This is a genomic window from Streptomyces sp. RPT161 (assembly GCF_027533845.1).
GTDB lineage: Bacteria > Actinomycetota > Actinomycetes > Streptomycetales > Streptomycetaceae > Streptantibioticus_A > Streptantibioticus_A silvisoli_A.
This window is the reverse complement of the sequence record NZ_JAPZVN010000001.1, coordinates 678,154-700,064: the sequence shown is the minus strand read 5'-3', so window position 1 is coordinate 700,064 and position 21,911 is coordinate 678,154. Positions and strand designations below refer to the sequence as shown.

The following is a 21,911-nucleotide window of genomic DNA, read 5'->3' as shown; positions in this document are numbered from 1 at the left end:
CCACCCGTTTGCCGCGGGTGGGCGGGCGGAAACTACGGCGCCAGCGTGGCGCAGAGGGCGTCGAGCGCGCCGGCGAAGGCGTGTTCCGGCGGGGTGCCGTATCCCACGACCAGCGCGGGGCGCTGGCCCGTCGCGCCGTACATCCGCATGCCCGTCACCGCCAGGCCCAGTTGCGCCGCGCGCTTGATGAGGTCCGCCTCCGGCGGGTAGCCGTCAGGCAGTTCGATGACCGCGTGCAGTCCGGCAGCGATGCCGGAGACCCGTACCCCGGGCGCCCGCGCCGCCAGCGCGGTGACGAGGCGGTCCCGCCGCAGCCGGTACCGCGACCGCATCCGCCGCACATGCCGGTCGTACGCGCCGCCGGCGATCAGCTCCGCCAACGTCAACTGATCGACGACCGGTGACTGCCGGTCGGCGAGCCGCTTCTGCCGTACCAGTGGCTCCATGAGCCGCTGGGGCAACACCAGCCACGCCAGCCGAACCCCCGGCGCCAGGCTCTTGCTCGCGGTCCCCGCATACACGACATTGGCCGGATCAAGCCCCTGGAGCGCTCCGACCGGCTGCCGGTCGTACCGGAACTCCCCGTCGTAGTCGTCCTCGACCACCACGCCCCCGCTGGCATGCGCCCACGCCACCGCCGCCGTACGGCGCTCCGGCGAGAGCGCCACGCCGGAGGGGAACTGGTGCGCGGGCGTCAGCAGCACCGCCTCCGCGGCCAGCGAGGACAGCGTGCCGACATCGGCGCCGTACTCGTCCACCGGCAGTTCCACGGTGGCGAGACCGGACTCCCGCAGCACGGTGCGGGTGTCGGGGAACCCCAGCGCCTCCACGGCGATCCGCCGCCCGCCGAGTTCCGTGAGCGCCCTGCCCAGCAGGCCGATGGCCTGCACATAGCCCGTGCAGACCAGGATCAGGTCCGGGTTCGCCCGTACCCCCCGCACCCGGGAGAGGTACTCCGCGAGCGCCTCCCGCAGTTCCACCCGGCCGCGCGGATCGGTGTAGCCGAAGGCGTCGTGCGGCGCCTTGGCCATCGCCTGCCGGGTGGCGGCGACCCACGCGGTGCGCGGGAAGGACGACAGGTCGGGCGAGCCGGGCCGCAGGTCGTACGGCAGGTGGTCACCGGCGGCCAGCCCCGGGAACGCCAGCGCGACCGACGTCGACACCGGCTTCTGCGGGCGGGCGCCCGGCGCCACCCGGGTCCCGGAGCCCTGGCGCGCCGTCAACCACCCTTCGGCGACCAGCTGTCCGTACGCGTCGGCGACGGTGTTGCGGGCCAGGCCGAGGTCCCGGGCGAGGGCTCTGGACGAGGGCAGTCTGGTGCCCGGCGCGAGGCGTCCGTCGCGTACCGCGTTGCGCAGCGCGGATTCCAGGCCGCTGCGCAGCCCACCGCCAGAGCGAAGTTCCAAATGCAGGTCAAGTCCATGACCAGAGGGGTCTGAATCGCTCGTACCGCTGTCATGCTGCCTGCCACACCGGTCAGAACCGTGCGGTTGAATGGCCCGTTCAAACACATCACAAGTGGACCATGCGTGCGTACCAGTGCGCACCTACGGTGGATGTCATGACGACAACGGTGAACCCCGCAGAAGCCCTGGTCCCGGCCCCCACCCAGCGGATCGCGCTGGCGAAGCTCATGCCCGACTTCTACAAGGCGATGGTCGCGCTCGACCGCGCCGCGTCGGACGGGCTCGACCCGGACATCAGGGAACTGATCAAGATCCGCGCCTCGCAGCTGAACGGCTGTGCTTACTGCCTCGACATGCACACCCGTGACGCGCGGAGCCAGGGGATGTCGGAGCAGAAGGTGTTCGGCGTGCAGGTCTGGCGGGAGACGCCGTTCTTCACCGCCCGCGAGCGCGCCGCTCTGGCGCTGACGGAGGCCGTCACCCACCTGGGCGAGCACGGCGTCCCCGACGAGGTCTACGACGAGGCGGCGAAGGTCTTCGACGAGCAGGAGCTGAGCCGGGTGATGGGCATGGCCATCGTCATCAACGCCTGGAACCGCATCGGTGTGGCGTCCCGCCTGTCGCCGGCCCACCGCCACGCGTAGCCCGGCCCCCACGGCGGCGGGGGCCATGCCCCGCCGCGCCGTGGCGGGACATGGGCACGCCGGGTGTCAGGCGGACCGGGTCCGCCTGCGTACGGCGACGGTGCCGCCCACCGCCACCAGTGCCAGGGCCGCGCCCGAGCCGCCCAGCAGCGCCGGATCCGGACCCGTGGAAGGACGCGCCGGGGCGGCGAGGCCGTAGCCCCCGGCGAGGCCCTTGCGGTCGTAGGCCGACCCCGGCAGCTTGTCGGCGTACCGGCCGTGCACCAGCTGCTGGTACGCGCCGAGCGACATCGTCCGCTTGCCGCCGAAGGCGGCGACCGCCTCCTGGTTGAGCGGTTGGACAATGCCGCCCTTGAGGCGGTACCAGGCGTGGATCTGCGGCTCCGTGAAGACCGTTGAGTCCGCCGTGGCCTGGTCGGCGTAGCCGATGTCACCGCCGCCGTCCCGCACTCCGGCCAGTTGCCAGGCGGTGCCCCTGGGCCCGGCGGACAGCAGCACGGTGGCCTGGTGACCGCCCGCCCCGCGCACCAGTGCGGCCAGATACGACAGCCGCAGCGCACCCGCCGCGGTCGGGCGGGCCTTCCCGGTGACGAAGCCGGGCGTGATCTCGTACAGCGCGACCGGGTCGTTGACGCTGAACGTCTGCTGGTTGTCGCGCGCTCCCGCGTTCATCGGCGCGTCCTGCTGGCCGCCGTCGGCGCCGACGTTCGCCGTGGCGCTGAGGAACCGGGAGACGGTGTCGTGCACCCGCGCCGACCGCAACACCTGGCGCGCGCCCTGGTAGTTCGGAACGCCCGCGGGGCCGTCGGCGGCCTGGGCCTGGGGGCATACGGCGAGCAGAAGCGCCGTCACGGAGAGTGAACCGAGGGACAGCTCGCGGGCCAGTCGTGGAATTCTTCTTCTACTACCGTCGCTGTTGCGCATTTGCCGCCCGCCTTTAGCTGTAGATCCCGACACGGGAATGAGTCCACTGGAACGACGAGTTGCTCACGTAGTCGTTGTAGTTCCACCACGTGTAGGTCTGGGTGGACGGCCAGGGATCGCCGACCGCGATCATTTGCGACGACGGGTCGTATCCGTAGACGACGTTCATGTGGCCACCGCCGGAACGCCAGCCGATACGGACGGCGAACGGCCGTCCGCTGGTTATCTCCTTGCCGGTTTCGGAGAAGGAGGCACTGCGGTAGAGGTCGTAACCGGTGCTGGTGAAACCCATGTTGGACCAGGCGTTGGCCATGTCGTCCAGCGTCGCCGGCTGGTCATCGCAACTGAGGTTGCCGTTCTGGGCGGCCAGGCGGCAGAAGTCGTTCTGGCTGTACTGGGTGTAGCCCCAGTAGTCCGCGATGGTCAGGCCGGAGGCGTCCCAGCACCACTCGTCCTGGACCTGCTTCTGCATCGCGATGTTCAGGGTGACCCGCACGTCGGGCCGCGACGAGCAGACGGGCAGGCTGTCGGTGTTCTCCGAGATGAACGCGTCGGCTATGTAGAAGGATCCCGGTGCGGACCAGATCCAGCGGGCGTCGTTCTCCACCGTGTCGCCCTGTACCTGGCAGGTCATGGAGACGGTGCCGCCCACGGTGGCCTGACCGACTATCTGCGCGGAAAGGCGCGGCGCCTGGCGTTCGTTGATGGTGCGGTAATTGCCCTGGCCGCCGACGACGGTACCGGTCGGGGAATCGGCCTGGGCGCGGCCGCCGCCGCTGAGCAGAAGTACGGCGGCGAGCGCGGATGCCGCGACCGCCGCCAATGCTCTGCCCGGCAGGGAGAAGCGGGAAGCGTGCATGGAAGGACTCTTTCGGGCGTGGGGGAAGACACGCGCACGCCAAACGGCAGGAAACGGCGTGCGACGCGTACCTGTGCCGGGCGGACCAACTCGCCGCCCCGCGCGGGGAATTACTACAGCACCCGAACACCGCGAGGCAATGACTCTCCGTCAATATCCGTGAAATGAAGGGGAGTAGTCGCAGGCTGTGACGAACGCAGTCGCGGCCCCGAACCCCAGGCCAGGGGATTCGGGGCCGCGACCGCGGACGTTGTCTGTGTTCTGTCTGTTGGTTACTGGCGGTAGTGCTCGACGGGCCGTCTCAGGATTCCGCGCCGACCTTCGTCGCCGACGTATCGGCCGCTGGTTCCGCGCCGCCTTCGCCGAAGCGGGCCAGTGCGAGCGCGCCGAGCACGGCGAGCGCGTAGCCCGCCACGGCCAGGCCGCCCAGGCCCGCCCGGGTGCGGTCGCCCAGGGCGAGCACGCCGACCAGCGCCGGGCCGATCGTCTCGCCGATCACCATGCCCGCCGTCGCGACCGTCACGGAACCGCGCTGGAGCGCGGTGGTCAGCAGCATGAACGCCGAGGCTCCGCCGAGCAGCACCGCGTAGGTCGCAGGGTTCGTGAGCATGTCCATGATGTCGAAGTCCGGCACCAGCCGCACCGCCACGGTCACCACGCCGAAGCCGAAGCCCGCGCCGAGGCCGAGTGCGGCGGCCCGCACGCGTTCCGGCAGCCATCCGGCGGCCAGGCCCGCCAGCAGTACGAGCGCCGCCGCGCCGAGCACGCCCCAGCGCAGTTCCGGGCTGCCGGAGCTGTGCCCTTCCGCGCCGGAGGCGGCGGCCAGCAGGCCGAGGCCCAGGCAGACGGTGGCTACGGCGCCCCACTCGGCCTTGCCGAGGCGTGCCCTGAGCAGCCGGGAGGCGACCACCGCGGTCACCGCGAGGCTTGCCGCCAGCGCGGCACCGACCGCGTAGATCGGCACGGTACGGAGGGCGACCAGCTCCAGTCCGAACCCCGCGCCGTCCAACGCCAGCCCGACCACGTACCACCACTGCCGCAACGCGCGCACCAGCAGGCGGGGGTCCACCCCCGCGGAGTCCTCCCCGGTAGCGGCCCGCCGCGCCGCGACAGCCTGAAAAACGGAGGCGGTGCCGAAGCAGACCGCCGCCCCCAGCGCACACAACAATCCCAGAACCACGCACTGGACTCTACGCGGCGCCCGAGGGCCTGCCGGGCGGCGCCTGCCACGGTGACGGCACCGCCACCTCCCGCCGCCGCGGCGGGCCCGGTCGTCAGGCCGCCGTTACCGGAAGGATATTTCCGCAGCTGCGGGGGTAGCCGTGGGAAGCTGTACGCGATAGATCATCGCTGGTCGGCGGTCCGCGCGAGGCGGGCTTCGCGCGGAGGGCGGAATGGCAGAAGCACTTCAACGGGTACGGCAGGCGTGGGACGAGGTGTGGGACCGGTTCGTCGCGTCCGACCCGGGGCTGATCCGGCTGATGGCCGGACTCCGCACCGTCGCGTCCATCGTGCTGACCCTCGCGGTGCTGGCCGCGTTCCAGATCCCGGTGAGCCTGCTCGTCGCGGGCGCGATGGCGGCCATGGTCGCGACGTTCGCGATCAGCGAGCCGCTGCCCAGGGACCAGGCGGTCACCCTCGCCTGGGGCCTGCCCACCGCGTTCGCCGCGATGTCCCTCGGCGCCCTGCTGAATCGTTACGTCATCATCGGCGACCTGTTCTTCGTGGCGTTGATCTTCGCCGCGGTCTACGTACGCCGGTTCGGCGACCGCGGCACCTCGCTCGGCCTCATCGGCTTCCAGGTCTACTTCGTCTCGCTGTTCGTGCACGCCCGCGTCGCCACGCTGCCGCAGCTGTACGGAACGCTGTTCGCCGCGTTCTGCTGCGCGGCGGTGGCGCGGTTCGTCCTGGTACGGGCCACGCCCGAGTCCACGTTGCAGCGGCTGCGCAGGGCGTTCAGGGCGCGTCTGGCCCAAGTGGTGGAAGCACAGATGGCGTTGGTGGGGGAGACCTCACCGGACAAGCTGGACAAGGCGATTGACGACCTGCGGCGGCAGACGGCCCGCCTGCACGAGTGCGCGCTGATGATCCAGGGGCGGCTGGAGGACGGCACCCGCGACGCCACCTCCGCCGCGCTGCTGCAACGCCGCGTCGCCGACGCCGAGATCGCCGCCGAGCGCCTCGGCGTACTGCTGCTCAAGGCCCGGCACTTCGACAGCGCCGACACCCTCACCCTGCACCTGCCGGACGCCCCCGCGCTGGACGCCCCGGCGAAGGCTCCGGTGGAGGACGAGACGACCCGGCGGCTCCGCCGCGACCTCGCCGGACTGCACCTGCTGATCACCCGCATCGCCCCGAACGACCGCGGCACCGGCCTCGCCGTGATCCGCAACCGCCTGCTGGACTACCGGGAGGACGAGAACCTGCCGCGCGCCTCGCTCGCCGTACAGGACGCGTTCCGCGGCGTCGGTGAGGCCGCGCGCGCGGTGCTGGGCCTACGGCTGGCACTGGACGGCCCGCAGGACGAGACGGACGACAGCCCGGAGACGACCCGTTCCCGCGAGGAGTTCGACGCCGAGGACGTGGCGATCGTCCGGGAGGAGGAGCCCGAGGAGACGCTGGCCGGGCTGCAACGGCCCACCACCCGGGCGGCCTTCCAGGTCGGTGTCGGCTCGGCGCTGGCCATCGCCGGCGGCGAACTGCTGTCCAGCCAGCGCTGGTACTGGGCGGTGCTGACCTGCTGGGTGGTCTTCCTCAACACCTCCTCGACCGGCGAGATCCTGGTGAAGGGCTACCGGCGGCTGCTGGGCACGGTCATCGGCGTGATCGCCGGTGTGGTGCTCGCCGGACTGGTCGGCCACCACACCTGGACGGCGTTCGCCCTCGTACTGCTCTGTGTGTTCGGCGCGTTCTTCACCGCGCCGCTGTCGTACGTGCTGATGTCGTTCTTCCTCACCGCGATGCTCGGCCTGCTCTACACGCTGCTGAGCACCTACAGCATCGCCGTGCTGGAACTGCGCATCGAGGAGACCGCGTTGGGCGCCGCGTGCGGCATCATCGCCGCGCTGTTCGTCCTGCCGGTACGCACGCACCACCACACCGACCGGCAGTTGCGGGAGGTGCTCGACAAGCTCGGTGAGGTCAGCTCGGCCGCGGTCGAGCAGCTCAGCGGCGGTCCGGCGGCCGATCTGCTGGACCTGGCACGGGAGTTGGACAGCGCGCTGGACAACCTGCGGCGCTCCACCCGGCCGTTGACGCACCCGATCACCCCGCTGCGGGTGCGCCGCCGTACCGCGCGCTATCTGGTGGCACTGCTGGAGACCTGCGCGTACCACGCGCGCAGTCTGGCGGCCACCGCCGAACTCGTACCCAGCAGCACCCGGATCGCCGCCGACCCGCGGCTTGAGCGGGCCGGTCGGCGCATCCGGCGCAACATCGACGTGCTCATCGAGCACCTGGAGGACGAGAACGCCACCAGCGAGGTCGAGTCCGGCGCGAGCGTGGCCTCCATGCTGGAGGGGCCGGAGGCGGTCGGGCCGAAGCCCGGTTCCGTGACGTTCCGGGTGCTGCGGCATCTGCAACGGCTGCACGAGGGCGTGGTCGGCCTGGCCCGGCCGCTGGGCGTTCCGGTGGCCGAGACCCGCGACCGGGGAGGCAAGGCGGTTCAGACCCTCCCGAGCGGATCCTGACCACGGGTGCCGTGGTTGCGGCGGGTCTTCTAGCAGGGGCAAGTCCCCAAGTCCCGAAGTCCACAAGCGACCTGAGCAACTCCCCTGGCGCGGCGCCGCCGAGACGGTCGCGGCGGGCCAGGATCCGCCGGAGCGGCGCTACACGTCGAGCACCGTGCGCAGCTGCTCCAGGCCCCAGTCCAGGTCCTCCTTGGAGATCACCAGCGGCGGGGCGATGCGGATCGTGGCGCCGTGCGTGTCCTTGACCAGCACCCCGCGCTCCATCAGCGCCTCCGACACGTCCCGGCCCGAGCCGTGCCCGGGCGCGATGTCCACTCCGGCCCACAGGCCCCGGCCGCGTACCGCCTGCACGGCGCCGCCGCCCACCAGCGCGCCCAGCTCCCGGTGGAGATGGGCGCCCAACTCGGCGGCGCGCTGCTGGAATTCACCGGTCCGCAGCATCGCGATGACCTCCAGGGCCACCGCGCAGGCCAGCGGGTTGCCGCCGAACGTCGAACCGTGCTCGCCCGGCCGGTACACGCCGAGCACCGCGCTCGACGACACCACGGCGGAGACCGGCACCACACCGCCGCCGAGCGCCTTGCCCAGGACGTACATGTCCGGTACGACGCCCTCGTGTTCGCAGGCGAAGGTGCGGCCGGTCCGACCGAGGCCCGACTGGATCTCGTCGGCGATGAACAGCGTGCCGCGCCGCTCGGTGATCCGCCGTACCTCGGCGAGGTAGCCGGACGGCGGCACCAGCACCCCGGCCTCGCCCTGGATCGGCTCCAGCAGTACGGCGACCGTGCGCTCGTCCACCGCCGCGTCGATCGCGGCCGCGTCGCCGTACGGCACGATCTCGAAGCCGGGGGTGTAGGGGCCGTAGTCCCGGCAGGCCTCCTCGTCGGTGGAGAAGCTGATGATGGTGGTGGTCCGGCCGTGGAAGTTGTCGCCGGCGACCACGATCTTGGCCTGGCCGTCGGGCACGCCCTTGACCCGGTAGCCCCACTTGCGGGCGGTCTTGACCGCGGTCTCCACGGCCTCGGCGCCGGTGTTCATCGGCAGGACCATCTCCATGCCGCACAGGTCCGCCAACTCCGTACAGAACGCGGCGAACTGGTCGTGGTGGAACGCGCGGGAGGTGAGGGTGACGCGGTCCAACTGAGCCTTGGCCGCGTCGATCAACCGCTGGTTGCGGTGGCCGAAGTTGAGCGCCGAGTACCCGGCGAGCATGTCCAGGTAGCGACGGCCCTCGACATCCGTCATCCAGGCGCCTTCCGCTGTCGCGACGACGACGGGCAACGGGTGGTAGTTGTGCGCGCTGCGCGCGTCGGCTTCCCGGATCAGCTCCGCGGAAGTGGCGTGCGTGGTCATACGGGCTCCTCTCGTCACACGTCTCACACGACGAGGCAGCAGCTTGCCGCCTCAAGTGTGCGGCCCGGAACCCCGGCGGCGGCACACTTTCGTGTAGTTGCCCGCCGTCGCGGCGGATTTTCCTCCTGTGCCCCGGTGGGCCGGGAGTCTTCGGAGGCGGCCCCGGAAGATCGAGCGCCGGAGGCGATAGGCTCAGGACGGGCCGTGACTGGCGCGCTGGGATGGGAATGACCATCGGGGAGCGGCTCGGGTAGTAACAGGGAGCCGTGCGCCTGGGCCGTCGCAACGCAGAGCTGTCCGTACGCCCTCAGGAGAGTCCCCATGGCCGCAGAGCCGAGTGCCCCGACCACCGAGACGATCGCCTACCGCTCCGCCCTCGACGTGATCGGCGGCGTCGAGCCGCGCGTCGCCGACGCCATCCGCGCCGAGCTCGCCGACCAGCGAGAGTCCCTCAAGCTCATCGCCAGCGAGAACTACGCCTCCCCGGCGGTGCTGCTGGCCATGGGCAACTGGCTCAGCGACAAGTACGCCGAGGGCACCGTCGGCCGCCGCTTCTACGCGGGCTGCCGCAACGTCGACACGGTGGAGGCGCTCGCCGCCGAGCACGCCCGCGAGGTCTTCGGCGCCGCGCACGCCTACGTACAACCGCACTCCGGCATCGACGCCAACCTGGTCGCCTTCTGGGCGGTGCTCTCCCAGCGGGTGGAGAGCCCGGCCCTGCACAAGGCCGGAGTACGGCACGTCAACGACCTGACCGAGGCGGACTGGGCGACGCTCCGCCGCGAGCTGGGCGACCAGCGGATGCTGGGCATGTCGCTGGACGCGGGCGGCCACCTCACGCACGGCTTCCGCCCCAACATCTCCGGCAAGATGTTCGACCAGCGCTCCTACGGCACCGACCCGGCCACCGGCCTGGTCGACTACGACGCGCTGCGCGCCTCCGCCCGCGAGTTCCGCCCGCTGATCATCATCGCCGGGTACTCCGCGTACCCGCGGCTGGTGAACTTCCGGATCATGCGCGAGATCGCCGACGAGGTCGGCGCGACGCTGATGGTCGACATGGCGCACTTCGCGGGCCTGGTCGCGGGCAAGGTGCTCACCGGTGACTTCGACCCGGTACCGCACGCCCAGATCGTCACCACGACCACCCACAAGTCGCTGCGCGGCCCGCGCGGCGGCATGGTGCTGTGCGACTCCGAGCTGGCCGAGCACGTGGACCGCGGCTGCCCGATGGTGCTCGGCGGTCCGCTGCCGCATGTGATGGCCGCCAAGGCGGTGGCGCTCGCCGAGGCCCGGCAGCCCGGCTTCCGGGACTACGCGCAGCGCATCGTCGACAACGCCCAGGCGCTGGCCGAGGGCCTGCTCAAGCGCGGCGCCCGACTGGTCACCGGCGGCACCGACAACCACCTGGTGCTGCTGGACGTCTCCGGCTACGGCCTGACCGGCCGCCAGGCCGAGGCCGCGCTGCTGGACAGCGGCATCGTCACCAACCGCAACTCCATCCCGCAGGACCCCAACGGCGCCTGGTACACCTCCGGCATCCGGATCGGCACCCCCGCGCTGACCACCCGTGGCCTGGGCGGCGCCGAGATGGATGAGATCGCCGAGCTGATCGACACCGTGCTGGCCGCCACCGCACCCGGCTCCGGCGCGGACGGCAAGCCGTCCAGGGCCAAGTACACGCTGGACCCGGCCGTGGCCCAGCGGGTCGCGGGCCGGGCCAGTGAACTGCTCGCCGGGTTCCCGCTCTACCCGCGCATCGACCTGAGCTGACGGCGCGCCGCCGGAGGGCGCGCGGGGTGCCTTGCCGCTCCGCCGACCTGAGACAATGAGGGCATGGCCTCCCGACCTCGTGTGCTCTCCGGCATCCAGCCCACCGCGGGCTCGTTCCACCTCGGCAACTATCTCGGCGCGGTGCGCCAGTGGGTGGCGCTCCAGGAAACCCACGACGCGTTCTACATGGTCGTGGACCTGCACGCGATCACCGTGCCGCAGGACCCCAAGGAGCTGCGGGCCAACACCCGGTTCGCGGCGGCCCAGCTGCTGGCGGCCGGCCTCGACCCGGAGCGCTGCACGCTGTTCGTGCAGAGCCATGTGCCGGAGCACACCCAGCTGGGCTGGGTGATGAACTGCCTGACCGGCTTCGGCGAGGCGTCCCGGATGACGCAGTTCAAGGACAAGTCGGCCAAGCAGGGCGCCGACCGCACCACGGTCGGCCTGTTCACGTACCCGATCCTCCAGGTCGCCGACATCCTGCTGTACCAGGCCAACCAGGTGCCGGTCGGTGAGGACCAGCGGCAGCACATCGAGCTGACCCGGGACCTGGCCGAGCGGTTCAACACCCGCTACGCGCCGACGTTCACCGTCCCCGAGGCGTACATCGTCAAGGAGACGGCGAAGATCTACGACCTCCAGGACCCGACGACCAAGATGAGCAAGTCGGCGTCCTCGCCCAAGGGCCTGGTCAACCTGCTGGACGAGCCGAAGGCCTCGGCCAAGAAGTTCAAGAGCGCCGTCACCGACACCGACACGGTGATCCGCTACGACGCCCAGAACAAGCCGGGCGTCAGCAACCTGCTGACCATCTACTCCACCCTCACCGGCAGCTCCGTCCCGGAACTGGAGGAGCGCTACGCGGGCAAGGGCTACGGCGCCCTGAAGACCGACCTCGCCGACGTCTTCGTGGAATGGGTCACACCTTTCCGCGCCCGCACCGAGGAATACTTGGACGATCCGGAGACGTTGGACTCTGTTCTCGCCAAGGGCGCCGAGAAGGCCCGGGCGGTGGCGGCGGAGACCCTGGCCACCGTCTACGACCGGATCGGATTCGTTCCGGCCAAGCACTAGGCGACGGCGCGCCTTATCCTCCAGATCTTCCGCGATCCGACGGTTCGAAAGGGGTGTGCGCATGGGGACCAGCACGATCGGTGTGTCCATCGCGGTCCCGGAGCCGTACGGCAGACTGCTCCAGGAGCGCCGGGCGGGCTTCGGGGACCTGGCGGCCCACGCCATCCCCACGCACATCACCCTGCTGCCGCCCACCGAGGTCGACACCGCCGCGCTGCCCGGCTTCCGGCGGCACCTGACGGTGGTCGCCGAGTCCAGCCGCGCCTTTCCGCTGCGGCTGGACGGCACGGACTCGTTCCGGCCGCTGTCGCCGGTGGTGTACGTACGGCTCGCCGAGGGCGCGGTGGACTGTTCCCTGTTGCAGGAACGGGTGCGGTCCGGGCCGGTGGTACGGGAGCTGCAGTTCCCGTACCACCCGCATGTGACGGTGGCGCACGGCATCGAGGACGAGGCGATGGACCGCGCGCAGCGCGAGCTGGCGGGCTTCACCGCCCACTGGACGGTCACCGGCTTCTCGCTCTACGAGCAGGGCGACGACGGCGTGTGGCGCTCAAGGGGCGACTTCCCTTTCGGCCGCCCGGGCACGGCGGCGGCCGTGCCGGCGCAGACGGCCCGCCTGGACGCGATGCCGTCCCCTGGGGACCCGCTGCACGCGTAGCGTGAGCGCTTTATCACATGGTGTGGAGAAAAGCCGGTATTTCGTAGAACGTGGCGCCACGCCGGGTTCCGGATGTTTTGGCGCGAATGGCGTACCGCCCGGCCGCCAACCGGTGGATGTGCCCGTTCCGGTAGAACCGCGGATGTCCAGGAGTGCGGGCGGTCACCGAGGGTAGGCGGTGATCATGGAGTGGTTGACCCGGCTACCCGTCATCGGACCGTGGATCGCCAGGGGCATGCGGACGCACGCCTGGCGCGCCTTCGAGCACGCGCAGCGGGCCCACTGGTCCCGGCTCGCCGCGGCCATCACCTTCATCAGCTTCATCGCGTTGTTCCCGCTGCTCACCCTGGGCGCGGCGATCGGCGCCGCGGTGCTGACCAACGGTCAGCTGCACACCGCCGAGCAGAAGCTGAGCCAGCAGGTGCCGGGCCTGTCGAAGCAGTTCGACATCGCCGCGCTGGCCGCGAACGCGGGCACCGTCAGCGTGGTCGCGGGCGCCGTGCTGCTGCTGGCCGGCATCAGCTGGGTCGGCCAGCTGCGTGGCTGCCTACGGGCCGTCTGGGGCCGGGAGGAGGACCAGGAAAACCCGCTGCTGCGCAAGGCCAAGGACGCCGGGGTGCTGCTCGGGCTGGGCCTGGTGGGCCTGTTCTCGCTGGCCGTGTCGGCCTTCGCGACCACCGCCGTGGGCTGGACCGCGCGCCAGGTCGGGCTGGGGCAGGGCGGCGCGGGCAGCGTGCTGCTGACCGTCGCCGGGTACTGCATCGCCGTACTCGCCGACTTCCTGCTGCTGGTCTACATGCTGACCTGGCTGCCGGGCGTCAGGCCCACCCGCCGCTCGCTCGTCGTCGCGGGCCTGCTCGGCGCGGTCGGCCTGGAGATCCTGAAGGTCGCGCTCAGCGGCTATCTGCAGGGCGTGGCCACCAAGAGCATGTACGGCACGTTCGGCACCCCGGTCGCCCTGCTGCTGTGGATCAACTTCATGGCGAAGCTGCTGCTGTACTGCGCCGCCTGGACCGCCACGCCGGCCAGCGCACCCCCGGTCGCCGAGCGGCCGGACAGTTCCGGGGAGGCCCCCGACGCCTCCCCGGAACCGCCCGCTACGACTCGTCGTGCCGCTTCGGCAGCGGCCAGCGCTTCCGAACCACCATCGTCACGCCGCCCAGCACCACCAGCGCACCGACCGTGATCCCGGCCGCCATCGCCACTCCGCCGCCGCTGGAACCGGGCGTGGCGGCCGCGGACGCCGAGGTGCTGCCCTTGGGCGCCTCGGTGCGGCCTGCGGTCGGCTGGGCGTTCTTCGGCGCCACCAGCGTGCCCACTGGCTTGACCTTGCCCGCGGCCTGGAAGCCCCAGTCGAGCAGGGCGGTGGTCTCCTTGTAGACCTCGTTGTCGCCCGGCGCCGGGTGCATCACCGTGACCAGCAGTTTCACCCCATCGTGGTCGGCGACACCGGTGAAGGTGTTGCCGGCGTTGGTGGTGAACCCGTTCTTGACGCCCGCCAGGCCCGGATACGGCTTGACCCCGTCGATGCCGCTGAGCAGCCGGTCGGTGTTCTGGATGCCGAACGACTCCCGCTCCTTGCTGCCCTTCTTGAAGTCACCGGGGAACTGGGCGCTGGCCGTGGAGCAGTACTCGCGGAAGTCCGCGTTCTGCAGCCCGGCCCGGGCGAACAGCGACAGGTCGTACGCCGAGGAGACCTGACCCGGCATGTCGTAGCCGTCGGGGCTGAGCACATGCGTGTCGTTGGCCTGGAGGTCCCTGGCGCGCTCCTGCATCTCACGCACGGTCTTGTCCACGCCGCCGTTCATCGCGGACAGCACGTGCACCGCGTCGTTGCCCGAGCGCAGGAAGACCCCGCGCCACAGGTCCTGCACGGTGTACGGCAGGTTCTCCTTGATCCCGACCATGCTGCTGCCATCGCCTATTCCCGCCATGTCCTGCGGGGTGACGGTATGGGACTGGTTCCTGGGGAACTTGGTGATCAGCGTGTCCGCGAACAGCATCTTCAGCGTGCTCGCGGGCGCCAGCGGCCAGTGCGCGTTGTGCGAGGCCAGTACCTCGCCGGTCTCCGCGTCGGAGACGATCCACGCACGGGCCGTGGTCTTGGGTAGCGGGGGCACACCTGACGTGAGGTCGACCTGGGTGCCCGCCTGAGCGAGCCGGTCACCGCCGATGGTTGACATGTTCTCGGGCGGCCGCGGCTCCTCCGGCTGCTGGGGCGTCTTCGCCGGTTGACCCGGGCGGGGCACGGCGGACGCGGCAGTAGCGGCCGGAAACAGCGCGGTGCCCACCAGGGCGGCGGCACACACGGTCAGCGCGGGACGGCGCAGGGCCGGACGATTCGAGAGCACCAACCGAACGTACAGGGAGACAGTGGAAGAGCGGACATCGCAGAGTTGACCCGGAGGGGTGAGGAGCGACACGGCCGCCGGAGGGAACCCCCGGGCGACCTCGCGGCGTCTTCCCACTCCTGACGTTCCGTCCAGTACCGCCCCGCGGCCCCTGCCGTCCATGCCGCGCGGGTCCCGTCCCATACTGGCGGTATGAAGCTCAGTCGCCGCGCCTCCTGGTTCCTCACCGCCTTCGGCGTGTGGAGCTGGTGCATCTGGATCACCTTCGCCAAGAACCTGTGGGCCGACGCCAGCGGCCTGGCGTTCCACAACGGCCAGCCCACCGCCTACTTCTGGGTGCACCTGCTGCTCGCCATCACCTCGTTCCTCCTCGGCACCGCCGTGGGCGTCCTTGGCCTGCGCGGCCTGCGGGCGCAGCGGGCCCAGGCGCGGAACGTGTAGCAACTGCGAGGCGAGTACCGGAGCAAAGCGAAGGTCCCGTTCCGAGTCGGAACGGGACCTTCGACGTGTCGGGCGCAGGACCTTAGGTCCGCCAGGACCGGGGCCTTCGGCCCGTCAGGTCAGAACCGGCGCGTGATCAGCGCCCGCTTGACCTCCTGGATGGCCTTGGTGACCTCGATACCGCGCGGGCAGGCGTCCGTGCAGTTGAAGGTGGTGCGGCAGCGCCACACGCCTTCCTTGTCGTTGAGGATCTCCAGGCGCTGCTCGCCGCCCTCGTCACGCGAGTCGAAGATGAAGCGGTGCGCGTTGACGATGGCCGCCGGGCCGAAGTACTGCCCGTCGTTCCAGAACACCGGGCAGGACGACGTGCACGCGGCGCACAGGATGCACTTGGTGGTGTCGTCGAACCGCGCACGGTCCTCGGCGGACTGCAGGCGCTCCCGGGTCGGCTCGTTGCCCTTGGTGATCAGGAACGGCATCACGTCGCGGTACGCCTGGAAGAACGGGTCCATGTCGACCACGAGGTCCTTCAGCACCGCCATGCCCTTGATGGGCTCGACCGTGATCGGCTTCTCCGGGTTGATGTCCTTCAGCAGCGTCTTGCACGCCAGCCGGTTGCGGCCGTTGATGCGCATCGCGTCCGAGCCGCAGATGCCGTGCGCGCAGGAACGGCGGAAGGTCAGCGAACCGTCGATCTCCCACTTGACCTTGTGGAGGGCGTCAAGGACGCGCTCCTTCGGGTCCATCTCCAGCTGGTAGTCCACCCATGTGACCTCGTCGGAGACCTCGGGGTTGAACCGGCGGACCCGCAGCGTGATGGTGATCTGCTCGAAAGCGCCGCTCTCGGCCGCGTCCAGGGCGGCGGAGTGCTTGTCCAGCGTAGGGGTGCTCATCAGTACTTACGCTCCATCGGCTGGTAGCGGGTCTGGACGACCGGCTTGTAGTCGAGGCGGATCGACTCGCTGCCGTCCTCGCCAACCTCGCGGTACGCCATGGTGTGCCGCATGAAGTTGACGTCGTCACGGTTCGGGTAGTCCTCGCGGTAGTGACCACCGCGGGATTCCTTGCGGGCCAGTGCGGAGACGGCCAGCACCTCGGCCAGGTCCAGCAGGTTGCCCAGCTCGATGGCCTCCAGCAGGTCGGTGTTGTACCGCTTGCCCTTGTCCTGGACGCTGACGTTCCGGTAACGCTGCTTCAGCTCGGCGATGTCCTCGACGGCCTGCTTCAGCGTCTGCTCGGTGCGGAACACCATGGCGTTGGTGTCCATGGTCTCCTGCAGCGCCTTGCGGATGTCCGCCACCCGCTCGTTGCCGGTCGCGTCGCGCAGCGACTCCACCTGGTCGACCACCAGCGAGGCCGGGTCCTCCGGCAGCTCGACGAAGTCGTTGCGGGAGGCGAACTCGGCCGCGGCGATGCCCGCCCGGCGGCCGAACACGTTGATGTCCAGCAGGGAGTTGGTGCCCAGCCGGTTGGCGCCGTGCACCGAGACGCACGCCACCTCGCCCGCCGCGTACAGGCCCGGCACGACGGTGGTGTTGTCCGCCAGCACCTCGCCCTCGACGTTGGTCGGGATGCCGCCCATCGCGTAGTGCGCGGTCGGCTGGATCGGCACCGGGTCGGTGTACGGCTCGATACCGAGGTACGTACGCGCGAACTCGGTGATGTCCGGCAGCTTGGCGTCCAGCTGCTCCGGCGGCAGGTGGGTGAGGTCCAGGTAGACGTGGTCGCCCTCGGGACCGCAGCCGCGGCCCTCGCGGATCTCGGTGTAGATCGCGCGGGAGACCACGTCACGCGAGGCCAGATCCTTCATGACGGGCGCGTACTTCTCCATGAAGCGCTCGCCGTCCTTGTTGCGGAGGATGCCGCCCTCACCACGGGCACCCTCGGTGAGCAGGATGCCCATCCGCCAGATGCCGGTCGGGTGGAACTGGAAGAACTCCATGTCCTCCAGCGGCAGTCCGCGCCGGTAGGCGACCGCCTGGCCGTCACCGGTGAGGGTGTGCGCGTTGGAGGTCACCTTGAAGAACTTGCCGGTGCCACCCGAGGCGAACACCACGGCCTTCGCCTGGAAGACGTGGATCTCGCCGGTCGCCAGCTCGTAGGCCACCACACCGGCGGTGCGCTTGACGCCGTCCACCTCGGTGAGCAGCAGGTCGAGCACGTAGAACTCGTTGAAGAACTCCACGCCCTCCTTGACGCAGTTCTGGTACAGCGTCTGGAGGATCATGTGGCCGGTGCGGTCGGCCGCGTAGCAGGCGCGGCGCACCGCGGCCTCGCCGTGGTTGCGGGTGTGGCCGCCGAAGCGGCGCTGGTCGATGGTGCCCTGCGGCGTCCGGTTGAACGGCAGGCCCATCTTCTCCAGGTCGAGGACCGCGTCGATGGCCTCCTTCGCCAGGATCTCGGCGGCGTCCTGGTCGACCAGGTAGTCACCGCCCTTGATCGTGTCGAAGGTGTGCCACTCCCAGTTGTCCTCCTCGACGTTGGCGAGGGCGGCGGCCATGCCGCCCTGCGCGGCGCCGGTGTGGGAGCGGGTCGGGTACAGCTTGGTCAGCACGGCGGTGCGGCTGCGCTTGGTCGACTCGATGGCCGCGCGCATGCCGGCGCCGCCGGCGCCGACGATGACGGTGTCGTACTTGTGGATCTGCATGGTCGCGTCAGCCCCGGGTCTACTGGATGTTCGGGTCGAAGGTGAAGATCACCAGCGTGCCGAGGAAGACGGTGAACACCGTGGCGGTGTACAGCAGCATCTTCAGCCAGAACCGGGTGGTGTCCCGCTCGGCGTAGTCGTTGATGACCGTCCGCAGGCCGTTGGCGCCGTGCAGCATCGCCAGCCACAGCATCAACAGGTCCCACATCTGCCAGAACGGCGAGGCCCAGCGGCCGGCCACGAAGGCGAAGCCGATCTTGGTGACGCCGCCGTCCAGCACCAGCTGGATCAGCAGGTGGCCCAGGACCAGCACCACCAGGACGATGCCGGACAGCCGCATGAACAGCCAGCCGTACATCTCGAAGTTGGTGCGGGTGGCGCGCGGCGTGCGCTTGGTGCGGGCACGCGGCGGCTCGATGACCGGGGCCGGGTTGTCCGGGCTGAAGGTGCCCGCGCCGACCACTGGGGCGTCGACAGGAGTCTCGGCAGACATTCTCAGCTCCCGAACAGAGTGCGCAGGGTGTGCTCAAGGACGGGGTAGAACGCCCCGGCCATCAGCACGATCCAGATACCGACCACGGACCACAGCATCTGGCGCTGGTACTTCGGGCCCTTGGCCCAGAAGTCCACGGCGATGACGCGCAGGCCGTTCAAGGCGTGGAAGAGGATGGCCGCGACCAGGCCGTACTCCATCAGGTTCACGATGGGGTTCTTGTAGGTCGCGACCACGTTGTCGTAGGCCTGCGGCGACACGCGAACGAGCGAGGTGTCGAGGACGTGTACGAACAGGAAGAAGAAGATGAGGACGCCGGTGACTCGATGAGCCACCCAGGACCACATACCTTCCCGGCCGCGGTACAGCGTTCCAGCCGGCACTGAAAACCCTCCGGATACGGGATTAGGGGCCTTGCCGGCTTCACTGTCGGTCGGGCCCGGCCGGATACGGTCCACCGGCCCCCGACATCGTAGCGACGCCCTTCCCGACTTGGTGATCGGGGTAGCTCAGGTGTGATCGATCCCGCACGTGCGGGCTACTGCGTCCCCCCGGGGGGTGACCCCCGGGCCCCCAGCCGGGGCGTTTTCCGGCAGGCGGGCCGGGCCAGTCGGGCCAGCCGGCCGCGTGCGAGGGCGCGCAGTTCGTCGGCGGCGACGGCGCGTTCCTCCTCCGGGGTGTTGCCGAGCCGCAGCCGCAGACCGGCCAGCACATGGTCGAGGTGCTCGTCCGGATGAACGCCGTCAAGGCAGACGACGAAGGGGTGGCCGAAGCGCCGCTCGTACTCGGCGAGTCCGACACGCAGCGCGGTGTGCGCCGCCAGCCCGCCGCCCGGCGGCAGCGGCAACGGCCGCTCACCGGCCAGCGCCTCGGCCAGATCACCCGGGGTCAGCCCGTACGCGGCGGTGTCCGCGGCGGCGAGTAGCGAGCCCAGATCGGGGTACGGACGGTGCGCGGCCATGCGGCGCGCCCACCGGCGGCAGCCGCAGCAGGTGAGCAGAGCGGTCTCGGCGGCGGCGGCCGCGGCACGGTTGAGCGCCGCGAGCCCCGTGACGGGGCCGCCGATGGCGCGGTCCTGCCGCGGTATCGGCGTCGACGTTCCGGGGAGGTCGCTGGCCAGCTCGGACTCCTGATGCGATGGATGCGATACGGAAATGTTGCGGAACAACAATCGGGAGAGGACGCCCGGGGAAGCGGCAGAAGATGATGCCGGAAGAGGGACTCGGACAACGTATCGGCGGATGCGCGCACTTGACCGCCAGATGTGCGAATTTCACTCGTACGGGAGAGGAAGCGACCACCAGGTGGACGGGGTGGCCGTAACGGCAGAGGCGACCGGAGTCGCCTCCCCCCACAGGAGCGTCTCCGGTCGCCGTCTCGCGGCGCGTGCCGTTCTGCGCGTCGCTTATTCAAGACAGCGCCAACGGGCGCGAAAGTGTCACACCTGCCGCTCCGGGCCCAACCCCGGCCGGTCCGGCGCGACTTGGACACCATGGTGTGTCGCGCGCTCGGCGGGCACCGGATCGGCAGTCGGAGCGCATAGTCGGATCGGGCATGATGAGGCACGTGGTGGGGGCTGACCAAGACACGGACGAAGCGCGGGTGACGGCTGCCATAGCCGCCGCCCAGCGCGGCGACGAGACCGCCTTCCGCACCGTCTACCGCAGCGTCCACCCCCGTCTGCTCGCCTACGTACGCACGCTGGTCGGCGAGGTGGACGCCGAGGACGTGGCGTCCGAGGCGTGGTTGCAGATCACCCGGGACCTCGAACGGTTCACCGGGGACGCGGACCGGTTCCGCGGCTGGACGGCGACGATCGCCCGGAACCGGGCACTCGACCATCTGCGTCGTGTTGGCCGAAGGCCCGCCGTGGGCGGCGACGAGTCGGTCCTCTACGGCGTGCCGGACGGCGCGGACACCGCGGGGCAGGCACTGGAGGCGCTTGCCACCGACCGGGCCATGGCACTGATAGCGCGACTGCCGGTGGACCAGGCGGAGGCCGTGGTGCTGCGCGCGGTGGTCGGACTCGACGCCAAGGGCGCGGCGGAGGTACTCGGCAAGCGTCCGGGCGCGGTACGCACGGCCGCGCACCGCGGACTACGACGGTTGGCGGAGCTGTTGGAGGGCGGCACGGGGGGCAGTGGGACGGACGACGGTGTGACGTTTGCGGCCGCGCCGACGCAGAAGGACGTGAGATGAGCGGAAGCCGCCATGACTGGCTGGACGAGGAAGCCGCCGAGCGTCTGCTGAGCGGCGAACCAGTCAATGCCGGGGACCCCGCCGACGCCGGGGACGAGGGACGCGACGGAACCCCCACCGTGCGGGCCCTCACCGAGCTGTTGACCGCGGCCACCCGCTCCGCGGTCGAACAGACCCGTGAGGACGCGGTGTTGGCGGCCTTCCGCGCGGCGCGCGAGCAGGCCGCGCCCGCCCCCGCCGTGGCCGCCACGGCGGCCGTCGGCGTACCGCTGCCGCCCGAGGAGCCCGTCGCCGGGAGTACGGACAACGCTGTCCCCTTCGCGCCCGAGCGGCGCGGGCGGCTGCGGCGGCTGCGCGGACTGTCCGGTTCGGCGAAGGTCGCGGTGGCCGCGGCCTTTGCGGCGACCGCACTGGTCGGCGGGGTCGCCGCGGCGGCCGGTACCGGGGTGATCCCGTCGCCGTTCAGCAGCAGTGACAAGTCGCCGGAGTCGACCGACGGCTCGCAGGCGCCGTCCCTGGACGGCAGCGAGGTGCCGCAGGCCCCCGGCACGGTCGGCTCGCCCTCGACGGTGCCCGCCTCGCCCGGCGCCAGCACCGGGGCGAAGGGCGGTGCCGGTACGCAGCCGCCGTCCCAGTCGCCCAGCGGTTCGGGTACGCCCGGCGCGCTCGGTGGAACCAACGGCTCCAAGCCGGGTGGCGGTGACCACGGGCAGGGCCAGGGGAACTGGGACCAGGGTTCCGACGGCCACGACCCGGACACGTTGTGCCATGCCTACCTGGCGGGGGAGAACGGCGGCGGGTTGCAGGGCAACGAGTGGCAGTGGCTGACCAAGGACGCGGGCGGCCAGCAGGCCGTGGACGCGTACTGCCGCCAGCGGCTGGGCCTCGGCGGCGGCGACGACCGGCTCTCGCACGGCACGAACGGCAACGGCAACGGCAGTGGCGGCAACGGCGGGAACGGCAACGGCAACGGCAGTGGCGGGAACAGCGGCGGCAACGGCAGCGGCGGCGGCCGGGGCAACAAGCAGCTGCTCCGTCTGCCGTCCCTCTGAGCTGCCTGTCAGCGGACTGAGCCCGCGTGGCGAGCGCCCGGAAACCGCGCCGCGGCCCGCGCGAAAGGCGCTGTAACACTTTTCAGCCAACCGACGCAGTTGCTTACGGGTCGACTGGTCATCGGCCCGCGGGCATGTTGGTTCCCCCGTTACCGACACAGCCCGCGCCTGACGCGGGTGGGGCGCTTTTCCCCCCGCCCCACCCGCGTCGACAGGCTTGGCACCTGGTCTTCCCCGCTTCTTGGCCCCACGTTGTGACGCGACGCCGCTCGGCGCGGCATGCTGTGCGTAGTGCCGGGCTGTGAGCAAGGTCCCAGCCTGCGGGACTGCACGGCTCGCACGCCCGCC

General features: G+C 70.8%; 20 protein-coding genes and 1 riboswitch. Of the genes, 9 read left to right on the top strand and 11 right to left on the bottom strand.

What is annotated here, in order from left to right:
• Positions 1 to 32: 32 nt before the first annotated feature.
• Entirely contained in the window at positions 33 to 1,406 is a 1,374-nt protein-coding gene (pdxR, locus tag O5O46_RS03160) for a MocR-like pyridoxine biosynthesis transcription factor PdxR (RefSeq protein WP_269853632.1), read from the bottom strand.
• Positions 1,407 to 1,561: 155 nt separating this feature from the next.
• Here pdxR and O5O46_RS03155 point away from each other — a divergent pair, with 155 nt between their 5' ends.
• A complete protein-coding gene (locus tag O5O46_RS03155) occupies positions 1,562 to 2,050 on the top strand; it encodes a carboxymuconolactone decarboxylase family protein (protein WP_269853631.1) in 489 nt (162 codons plus the stop codon).
• Positions 2,051 to 2,116: 66 nt separating this feature from the next.
• Here O5O46_RS03155 and O5O46_RS03150 read toward each other — a convergent pair whose 3' ends face one another.
• The 3 genes from O5O46_RS03150 to O5O46_RS03140 form a co-directional block, all read right to left on the bottom strand.
• Positions 2,117 to 2,974, bottom strand: coding sequence for a hypothetical protein (locus tag O5O46_RS03150; RefSeq protein WP_269853630.1), 858 nt, complete (start codon positions 2,972 to 2,974; stop codon positions 2,117 to 2,119).
• 13 nt (positions 2,975 to 2,987) lie between these two features.
• Positions 2,988 to 3,833 carry a papain-like cysteine protease family protein gene (locus tag O5O46_RS03145; RefSeq protein WP_269853629.1) on the bottom strand — a complete coding sequence of 282 codons (846 nt, stop codon included), beginning with the start codon at positions 3,831 to 3,833 and terminating at the stop codon, positions 2,988 to 2,990.
• 301 nt (positions 3,834 to 4,134) lie between these two features.
• A complete protein-coding gene (locus O5O46_RS03140) occupies positions 4,135 to 5,013 on the bottom strand; it encodes a hypothetical protein (RefSeq protein WP_269853628.1) in 879 nt (292 codons plus the stop codon).
• A gap of 214 nt (positions 5,014 to 5,227) precedes the next feature.
• On the opposite strand from O5O46_RS03140, the gene O5O46_RS03135 reads away from it, so the two are divergent.
• The gene (locus O5O46_RS03135; RefSeq protein ID WP_269853627.1) at positions 5,228 to 7,522 is read left to right on the top strand and encodes an FUSC family protein; all 2,295 of its coding nucleotides are present in this window, start codon (positions 5,228 to 5,230) and stop codon (positions 7,520 to 7,522) included.
• 138 nt (positions 7,523 to 7,660) lie between these two features.
• Here O5O46_RS03135 and rocD read toward each other — a convergent pair whose 3' ends face one another.
• Entirely contained in the window at positions 7,661 to 8,875 is a 1,215-nt protein-coding gene (rocD, locus tag O5O46_RS03130) for an ornithine--oxo-acid transaminase (protein WP_269853626.1), read from the bottom strand.
• Positions 8,876 to 9,069: 194 nt separating this feature from the next.
• Positions 9,070 to 9,160: riboswitch (ZMP/ZTP riboswitch) on the top strand.
• Between the two features lie 36 nt (positions 9,161 to 9,196).
• On the opposite strand from rocD, the gene O5O46_RS03125 reads away from it, so the two are divergent.
• From O5O46_RS03125 to O5O46_RS03110, 4 genes are all read left to right on the top strand, one after another.
• Positions 9,197 to 10,648: a glycine hydroxymethyltransferase gene (locus O5O46_RS03125; protein ID WP_269853625.1), complete on the top strand. Its 1,452-nt coding sequence runs from the start codon at positions 9,197 to 9,199 to the stop codon at positions 10,646 to 10,648.
• Positions 10,649 to 10,711: 63 nt separating this feature from the next.
• Complete coding sequence (gene trpS / locus O5O46_RS03120) at positions 10,712 to 11,722, top strand: tryptophan--tRNA ligase (protein ID WP_269853624.1); 1,011 nt, start codon at positions 10,712 to 10,714, stop codon at positions 11,720 to 11,722.
• Positions 11,723 to 11,783: 61 nt separating this feature from the next.
• Positions 11,784 to 12,380 (top strand): 2'-5' RNA ligase family protein, encoded by a 597-nt coding sequence (locus tag O5O46_RS03115; RefSeq protein WP_269853623.1) that lies wholly within the window; start codon positions 11,784 to 11,786, stop codon positions 12,378 to 12,380.
• A gap of 184 nt (positions 12,381 to 12,564) precedes the next feature.
• On the top strand, positions 12,565 to 13,566 hold the full coding sequence (locus O5O46_RS03110; RefSeq protein ID WP_269853622.1) for a YihY/virulence factor BrkB family protein: 1,002 nt from the start codon (positions 12,565 to 12,567) through the stop codon (positions 13,564 to 13,566).
• On the opposite strand, the gene O5O46_RS03105 is transcribed toward O5O46_RS03110, so the two are convergent.
• Positions 13,478 to 14,731, bottom strand: a complete 1,254-nt coding sequence (locus O5O46_RS03105) for a D-alanyl-D-alanine carboxypeptidase family protein (protein ID WP_443072366.1) — start codon at positions 14,729 to 14,731, stop codon at positions 13,478 to 13,480. The genes O5O46_RS03110 and O5O46_RS03105 overlap by 89 nt on opposite strands.
• Before the next feature lie 192 nt (positions 14,732 to 14,923).
• Here O5O46_RS03105 and O5O46_RS03100 point away from each other — a divergent pair, with 192 nt between their 5' ends.
• Complete coding sequence (locus tag O5O46_RS03100) at positions 14,924 to 15,172, top strand: SCO4848 family membrane protein (RefSeq protein WP_269853620.1); 249 nt, start codon at positions 14,924 to 14,926, stop codon at positions 15,170 to 15,172.
• A gap of 119 nt (positions 15,173 to 15,291) precedes the next feature.
• Here the strand turns inward: O5O46_RS03100 and O5O46_RS03095 are convergent, their stop codons facing one another.
• The 5 genes from O5O46_RS03095 to O5O46_RS03075 form a co-directional block, all read right to left on the bottom strand.
• Positions 15,292 to 16,065 carry a succinate dehydrogenase iron-sulfur subunit gene (locus O5O46_RS03095; protein WP_269853619.1) on the bottom strand — a complete coding sequence of 258 codons (774 nt, stop codon included), beginning with the start codon at positions 16,063 to 16,065 and terminating at the stop codon, positions 15,292 to 15,294.
• Positions 16,065 to 17,819, bottom strand: coding sequence for a succinate dehydrogenase flavoprotein subunit (gene sdhA, locus O5O46_RS03090; RefSeq protein ID WP_269853618.1), 1,755 nt, complete (start codon positions 17,817 to 17,819; stop codon positions 16,065 to 16,067). The genes O5O46_RS03095 and sdhA overlap by 1 nt, the downstream gene beginning before the upstream one ends.
• A 19-nt stretch (positions 17,820 to 17,838) precedes the next feature.
• Positions 17,839 to 18,312, bottom strand: coding sequence for a succinate dehydrogenase hydrophobic membrane anchor subunit (locus O5O46_RS03085; protein WP_269853617.1), 474 nt, complete (start codon positions 18,310 to 18,312; stop codon positions 17,839 to 17,841).
• A gap of 2 nt (positions 18,313 to 18,314) precedes the next feature.
• Entirely contained in the window at positions 18,315 to 18,695 is a 381-nt protein-coding gene (gene sdhC / locus O5O46_RS03080) for a succinate dehydrogenase, cytochrome b556 subunit (RefSeq protein WP_269853616.1), read from the bottom strand.
• A gap of 155 nt (positions 18,696 to 18,850) precedes the next feature.
• Positions 18,851 to 19,480, bottom strand: coding sequence for a 2-oxo-4-hydroxy-4-carboxy-5-ureidoimidazoline decarboxylase (locus tag O5O46_RS03075; RefSeq protein WP_443072365.1), 630 nt, complete (start codon positions 19,478 to 19,480; stop codon positions 18,851 to 18,853).
• Positions 19,481 to 19,881: 401 nt separating this feature from the next.
• Here O5O46_RS03075 and O5O46_RS03070 point away from each other — a divergent pair, with 401 nt between their 5' ends.
• Both O5O46_RS03070 and O5O46_RS03065 read left to right on the top strand, forming a co-directional pair.
• Positions 19,882 to 20,511 (top strand): RNA polymerase sigma factor, encoded by a 630-nt coding sequence (locus tag O5O46_RS03070; protein WP_269853615.1) that lies wholly within the window; start codon positions 19,882 to 19,884, stop codon positions 20,509 to 20,511.
• Positions 20,508 to 21,563, top strand: a complete 1,056-nt coding sequence (locus O5O46_RS03065; protein ID WP_269853614.1) for a hypothetical protein — start codon at positions 20,508 to 20,510, stop codon at positions 21,561 to 21,563. The genes O5O46_RS03070 and O5O46_RS03065 overlap by 4 nt, the downstream gene beginning before the upstream one ends.
• Positions 21,564 to 21,911: the final 348 nt, after the last annotated feature.

Bases quoted from the DNA above. Each gene is read 5' to 3' on its own strand.
- O5O46_RS03155 (WP_269853631.1), top strand. From the start codon at position 1,562: ATGACGACAACGGTGAACCCCGCAGAAGCCCTGGTCCCGGCCCCCACC.
- O5O46_RS03150 (WP_269853630.1), bottom strand. From the start codon at position 2,974: ATGCGCAACAGCGACGGTAGTAGAAGAAGAATTCCACGACTGGCCCGC.
- O5O46_RS03145 (WP_269853629.1), bottom strand. From the start codon at position 3,833: ATGCACGCTTCCCGCTTCTCCCTGCCGGGCAGAGCATTGGCGGCGGTC.
- O5O46_RS03135 (WP_269853627.1), top strand. From the start codon at position 5,228: ATGGCAGAAGCACTTCAACGGGTACGGCAGGCGTGGGACGAGGTGTGG.
- rocD (WP_269853626.1), bottom strand. From the start codon at position 8,875: ATGACCACGCACGCCACTTCCGCGGAGCTGATCCGGGAAGCCGACGCG.
- O5O46_RS03125 (WP_269853625.1), top strand. From the start codon at position 9,197: ATGGCCGCAGAGCCGAGTGCCCCGACCACCGAGACGATCGCCTACCGC.
- trpS (WP_269853624.1), top strand. From the start codon at position 10,712: ATGGCCTCCCGACCTCGTGTGCTCTCCGGCATCCAGCCCACCGCGGGC.
- O5O46_RS03115 (WP_269853623.1), top strand. From the start codon at position 11,784: ATGGGGACCAGCACGATCGGTGTGTCCATCGCGGTCCCGGAGCCGTAC.
- O5O46_RS03110 (WP_269853622.1), top strand. From the start codon at position 12,565: ATGGAGTGGTTGACCCGGCTACCCGTCATCGGACCGTGGATCGCCAGG.
- O5O46_RS03100 (WP_269853620.1), top strand. From the start codon at position 14,924: ATGAAGCTCAGTCGCCGCGCCTCCTGGTTCCTCACCGCCTTCGGCGTG.
- O5O46_RS03095 (WP_269853619.1), bottom strand. From the start codon at position 16,065: ATGAGCACCCCTACGCTGGACAAGCACTCCGCCGCCCTGGACGCGGCC.
- sdhA (WP_269853618.1), bottom strand. From the start codon at position 17,819: ATGCAGATCCACAAGTACGACACCGTCATCGTCGGCGCCGGCGGCGCC.
- O5O46_RS03085 (WP_269853617.1), bottom strand. From the start codon at position 18,312: ATGTCTGCCGAGACTCCTGTCGACGCCCCAGTGGTCGGCGCGGGCACC.
- O5O46_RS03065 (WP_269853614.1), top strand. From the start codon at position 20,508: ATGAGCGGAAGCCGCCATGACTGGCTGGACGAGGAAGCCGCCGAGCGT.